Genomic DNA, 4822 nt, shown 5'->3' with positions numbered 1-4822 from the left:
AACCCGCGACCCTCGCCTTGGCAAGGCGATGCTCTACCGCTGAGCCACTTCCGCACATTCTTTCGCGTGTCAGCCGTTCGTGTTGTTCACCGCGGCGACAAGTAATAATATATCACCCCTCAAAATAAAATGCAACTGTTTTTCTCAAAAAAAATAAAGTTTTTTTCTAAAGAGCTGAAAACCCTTGATATTACTGGGTTTTTGATTAATTGATATGATGAATTTTCTGCGTAATTAACCTGTGAACTGATTAATAATAATTTTGCGGCGACTAAACGGAAAGAAAAAAGCGCCCCATCCGGGAACGCTTATAGCCTTCTATTTATGCTCCGGCGGCCGCAAGTACGACACGCTGGTGCATGACGGCCTTATCGGCGGCATGCTCGCCCGCAAGCGCATATGGCAGGCAAAGAGGCACGCCTGTGCGGGGATCCGGCACGATGTCCGCTTCAATGTTAAATACTTCGCGCATGTTTTCCGGGGTCATGACTTCTGCCGGCGAACCTTCGCCGACGACGACGCCTTTCTTGATCGCGATCATATGATGCGCGTAACGCGTAGCGTGGTTCAAATCGTGGACAACCATAACGACGGTGCGGTTGTTCATCTCGTTAAGCTTTTGCAGAAGATGCAGCACCTCAAGCTGATGGGCCATATCGAGGAACGTAGTCGGCTCGTCAAGGAACAGAATATCGGTTTCCTGGGCCAAAGCCATTGCAATCCAGGCGCGCTGGCGCTGGCCGCCTGACAGCTGGTCGACCGGACGCTCCGCAAAATCGCTCATGCCCGTCGCTTCAATCGCCCACTGCACGATGCTGCGGTCGTCCTTCGTCATCGATCCGAAGCCTTTTTGATAAGGAAATCTGCCGTAGGACACCAGCTCGGCGACGGTAAGACCGTCCGGAGCTGTAGGGTTCTGCGGAAGAATAGCCAATTGCTTCGCCACTTCCTTCGTCGACTGCTTATGAATGGATTTGCCGTCCAGCAGCACGCTGCCTTGAGCCGGATTCATGATCCGTGCCATCGTTTTCAGGATCGTCGATTTTCCCGAGCCGTTTGCCCCTACAAGCGCCGTAATTTTACCTTGAGGGATAGCGATGTTTAAATTTTGGACGATCAATCGGTCATCATAAGCAATGTCAAGACTCGAAGTAGTCAGGCGAATCATTGGACATTCACGCTCCTTCCGCTGCCGGAGGCAGACATCTACATATAGGTATGATTAAAATTAAATTATCAATTCGATTTTGATAACGATTATCAATGACTATTCAATGATAATGTTTCTCATAATAAATGTCAATGGCGAGATTGTGAAATCAATTATGCCGCCGCTGCCTAACCCCCAGTCAAAACACCAGATAGCAGCAGCAGCCGTCAGCAAAACCATTTTCTGCAGCAGCCGTTTCTTTCCTTTTGTAAACCTCGTTTCCAGCTAGTCCCCTTATTCATTCTCCAAAATAATCCTGACAGTGCTATCTCGACCGTAAAACGGCAAAAATGAAGAAAGCGTTTTACCGCCTCTTTTAAATCATTAAACCGTCGATCTACCAAAATTCGACAAAAAAAGTCGGAAGCTCTCCTATCTTTTGACAGACTTTTTCAGCTATTTCATTTATTCTGGATTTGTTCTTATGCAGGATGTCGCTGAAATATTCCAAGTTATTATTACTGGGGCAAAGGTGGGAGACCATGCAAATTAAGAAAAAGACGGATATTGAGTTTGTTTTGGACAACTTTTCGTCCTTGGCGCAATGGGATGATGTCGGCGGGAAATTTTTCATTGTCTTTGAGGACCGCAAACGCGGCGGACAATGGACTTTAATGAGATACTCCGACGGTCGGTACAGTATCCATGGGCTTGGCGAGGACTACATAGACGAAAAAGAATTGTTCTTCGATGAGATTGACGAAGTCGTCACTTTTTTGTGGAATAACCGTGCAGCCTTTAACGCTGCTGTTAAGCCGGCAACCGTAAGCGCATGATGAAACCGAAGCACGCCTAATGAAAGGTGTGTTTCTTTTTTTTGCTTTTCACAGCAGGTTGTAGCAGGCATAGCCGCACCCGGAGCCGGAGACAATAACCCAAGTCAATTACGAAAGGTGGGTTATACACTCCATGAAAAAGTATGTGGCTATCGCGGCACTGTTACTTGCAGCCGGCTGCTCTGCAAATAACAATCAACCGAACAACGATTCATCAACCTACAAACCTAATGCAGTCCGTTATGAAAGCCAAGCTTATACGAACGTTACACAGGCATCGTCCATCGCATCACCAAGCGCCAGAAAATCGTCTATGTCGATGCAGCAAACTTCAAACAATTATTATCGAGGATATCCGGGATTCTTTTTCGGCGGACGCAATGTGTTTCCTTTTCCGCAAAATCAGGTAAATGTGCCTCCTAATGCAGGCAACGGAGGCAATACAGGTGCAGGCAACGCCGGCAACGCTGGCAACGCTGGTAACGCCGGCAACGCCGGAAATCCAGGCAATACACAAAACCCGGCGCCTCCATCCGCATCATCGGCCAAATTTCATGAAGAGGTTCTTCAAATCTGTAACCAACACCGTGCAAGTGCCGGACTTGGCGCATTGACCATGGATGGGGAGTTATCCAACATGGCGATGGTCAAAGCAAAAGATATGCACGATAACAATTACTTTTCGCACAATTCGCCAACGTACGGTTCGCCGTTCGATATGATGAAGCAATTCGGCATCAGTTACCGAGCGGCAGGCGAAAATATCGCCAGCGGCCAAAACAGCCCTGCGCAGGTGATGAACGATTGGATGAACAGCCCCGGACACAGGGCTAATATTCTTAACGGCAGTTTTACCAAAATCGGCGTCGCTTATTATAACGGTGAATGGGTCCAAGAATTTATTGGCTAATCGTGTTTCCTGAATAACAAAACACCCTCGCATCCCGGACTAAACCGCAAATGCGAGGGTATTTGCTTTTATGTCGGCTGATTCTGAATGAACTGAACAAAATACTCCACCGTTTCAACAATGATAGGAGTTCCGGCAAAAATCACATCACCCTCCGAAAGAAACAGCGTCAAAGCCCCTTGGCTTACGCGGTACATTCGGCCTTCCTGCAGCATTCCGTTTATAAAAATATGTGCAAATCCGTTAATTCCCGTCCCGAAAAACATTCCCTGCGATGCACCGTTATCATCCACGAATTGACTCGCCGGTATATTCACTTCCGTAACCAAATCCTCTTCTGCAAAATAAAAATATCTCCTCGCAACAGGCTCAACAAGGATTTCCTGGATCGGCGGCCCGGCCGGACCTTGCACGCCTCGCGGTCCTCTGGGCCCTGCCGGCCCGCTAATGCCGCGAGCGCCGTTTCTGCCGGCCGGCCCTCTAGGCCCTTGTAACCCCCTAATTCCGCGGAGTCCCCGATAACCCCGCGGTCCCCTACTAGCCTGTTTTCCTTTCGAGCACCCTGCTTTTTTGGTCCTTTGTCCGATTTGTATAAGGTTTATAATGGTTTGCTGCCGCACCAAGCTGCGGCTCTGCTTTCCTCTCCTCCATTTTCCTTTCAATTCACGCGCCTCCCATCATCAGCATATTTTATTCCGATAAACTGCCGGATGGTTGGACATATGACATCTGGATACAAAAAAGGAAATTTACAGTAAGTGGACAATCTGCCGTTACATTGGTGCTGCAGCTTACATCTACTATAAAAGTTCCGATTCTTCGGAACATTTCATTCCAAAGGAGGTGATTTCAATGCCAATTATTAAAGCCGTTTATACGGCCACCGCATCCGCTCCAGTCGCTTCCGGAGGTGTTATTACGACTACCGTTACTCCGGCAGTATCCCGCTATCTCACGACGATTACGGCTGGCATGATCGGTGCAACGGATACGACCATTCCCGCGGCAAGCTTTGTAGACGATGAGGAAGTAGCTGTAACAGCGCTTCCTGCACTTACGGGACAGGATTATGCCAATCTTTACATTAACGGCGTACTGCAGCAAAGCTCCCTGTACACCTTAACGACAGCCCAACTGGTCATCGACGACATTACAATCGGAGAAGGTGTACCAGTATTGCTAGAAGTATCCAGTTTTGCAAATACCGTCTCCAGCATTACGACCCAGCCTACTATATCCGCCCCAACCATTACCATCAATACTTGACCGCTCGATAACGGACAACCCATCGCCTAACACAAAACGTCCGGGAACCAGTCGATCCCGGACGTTTTGTTAAAACAGCAAAAAACCCTTGTCCGCCAAGGGTTTCTTCATAATATGGTGCGCGTAGAGGGACTTGAACCCCCACGGTCGCCCGCTAGATCCTAAGTCTAGTGCGTCTGCCAATTCCGCCATACGCGCGTGGGTAAAGCTTATGCGAACCTTTTACATGATGACCTCTTCCTTAAGAAGAAGTATGGTGCGCGTAGAGGGACTTGAACCCCCACGGTCGCCCGCTAGATCCTAAGTCTAGTGCGTCTGCCAATTCCGCCATACGCGCACGTGTAAAAGGTAAAAATGGTGAGTCATGTAGGATTCGAACCTACGACACCCTGATTAAAAGTCAGGTGCTCTACCAACTGAGCTAATGACTCATAAATAAATGGCTGGGGATCTAGGGATCGAACCTAGGAATGACGGAGTCAAAGTCCGTTGCCTTACCGCTTGGCTAATCCCCAGCAGCGATATGGTGGAGGATGACGGGATCGAACCGCCGACCCTCTGCTTGTAAGGCAGATGCTCTCCCAGCTGAGCTAATCCTCCGAATGATGGTGACCCGTAGGGGATTCGAACCCCTGTTACCTCCGTGAAAGGGAGGTGTCT

The 4822-nt window shown here is 48.7% G+C and carries 5 protein-coding genes and 5 tRNA genes; 3 read left to right on the top strand and 7 right to left on the bottom strand.

The features are described from left to right. Positions 1-322 precede the first annotated feature (322 nt). A complete protein-coding gene (locus KP806_RS27410) occupies positions 323-1168 on the bottom strand; it encodes an ABC transporter ATP-binding protein (protein ID WP_224726929.1) in 846 nt (281 codons plus the stop codon). Between the two features lie 524 nt (positions 1169-1692). Between KP806_RS27410 and KP806_RS27405 the strand changes: the two genes are divergently transcribed. Both KP806_RS27405 and KP806_RS27400 read left to right on the top strand, forming a co-directional pair. Next, positions 1693-1986 carry a hypothetical protein gene (locus KP806_RS27405; RefSeq protein ID WP_224726928.1) on the top strand — a complete coding sequence of 98 codons (294 nt, stop codon included), beginning with the start codon at positions 1693-1695 and terminating at the stop codon, positions 1984-1986. A 133-nt stretch (positions 1987-2119) separates the two neighbouring features. Next, positions 2120-2896 carry a CAP domain-containing protein gene (locus tag KP806_RS27400; protein ID WP_224726927.1) on the top strand — a complete coding sequence of 259 codons (777 nt, stop codon included), beginning with the start codon at positions 2120-2122 and terminating at the stop codon, positions 2894-2896. Positions 2897-2964: 68 nt separating this feature from the next. On the opposite strand, the gene KP806_RS27395 is transcribed toward KP806_RS27400, so the two are convergent. Then, positions 2965-3309 (bottom strand): DUF4183 domain-containing protein, encoded by a 345-nt coding sequence (locus KP806_RS27395; protein WP_224726926.1) that lies wholly within the window; start codon positions 3307-3309, stop codon positions 2965-2967. A 439-nt stretch (positions 3310-3748) separates the two neighbouring features. Between KP806_RS27395 and KP806_RS27390 the strand changes: the two genes are divergently transcribed. Then, positions 3749-4162: a DUF4183 domain-containing protein gene (locus tag KP806_RS27390; protein ID WP_224726925.1), complete on the top strand. Its 414-nt coding sequence runs from the start codon at positions 3749-3751 to the stop codon at positions 4160-4162. Between the two features lie 115 nt (positions 4163-4277). On the opposite strand, the gene KP806_RS27385 is transcribed toward KP806_RS27390, so the two are convergent. From KP806_RS27385 to KP806_RS27365, 5 genes are all read right to left on the bottom strand, one after another. Next, positions 4278-4360 (bottom strand) — tRNA-Leu (locus tag KP806_RS27385). Positions 4361-4416: 56 nt separating this feature from the next. Continuing rightward, positions 4417-4499, bottom strand: a tRNA-Leu gene (locus KP806_RS27380). Between the two features lie 18 nt (positions 4500-4517). Further along, positions 4518-4593: transfer RNA gene (locus KP806_RS27375), tRNA-Lys, on the bottom strand. Positions 4594-4602: 9 nt separating this feature from the next. Continuing rightward, a tRNA-Gln gene (locus KP806_RS27370) sits at positions 4603-4677 on the bottom strand. 9 nt (positions 4678-4686) lie between these two features. Beyond that, positions 4687-4762 (bottom strand) — tRNA-Val (locus KP806_RS27365). Between the last annotated feature and the right edge of the window lie 60 nt (positions 4763-4822).

The organism is Paenibacillus vietnamensis (assembly GCF_020169515.1).
Lineage (GTDB): Bacteria > Bacillota > Bacilli > Paenibacillales > Paenibacillaceae > Pristimantibacillus > Pristimantibacillus vietnamensis.
This window is presented reverse-complemented; position numbering and strand designations above follow the sequence as displayed.

Coding starts and splice junctions, on each gene's coding strand:
- KP806_RS27405 (WP_224726928.1), top strand. CDS start 1,693: ATGCAAATTAAGAAAAAGACGGATATTGAGTTTGTTTTGGACAACTTT.
- KP806_RS27410 (WP_224726929.1), bottom strand. CDS start 1,168: ATGATTCGCCTGACTACTTCGAGTCTTGACATTGCTTATGATGACCGA.
- KP806_RS27400 (WP_224726927.1), top strand. CDS start 2,120: ATGAAAAAGTATGTGGCTATCGCGGCACTGTTACTTGCAGCCGGCTGC.
- KP806_RS27390 (WP_224726925.1), top strand. CDS start 3,749: ATGCCAATTATTAAAGCCGTTTATACGGCCACCGCATCCGCTCCAGTC.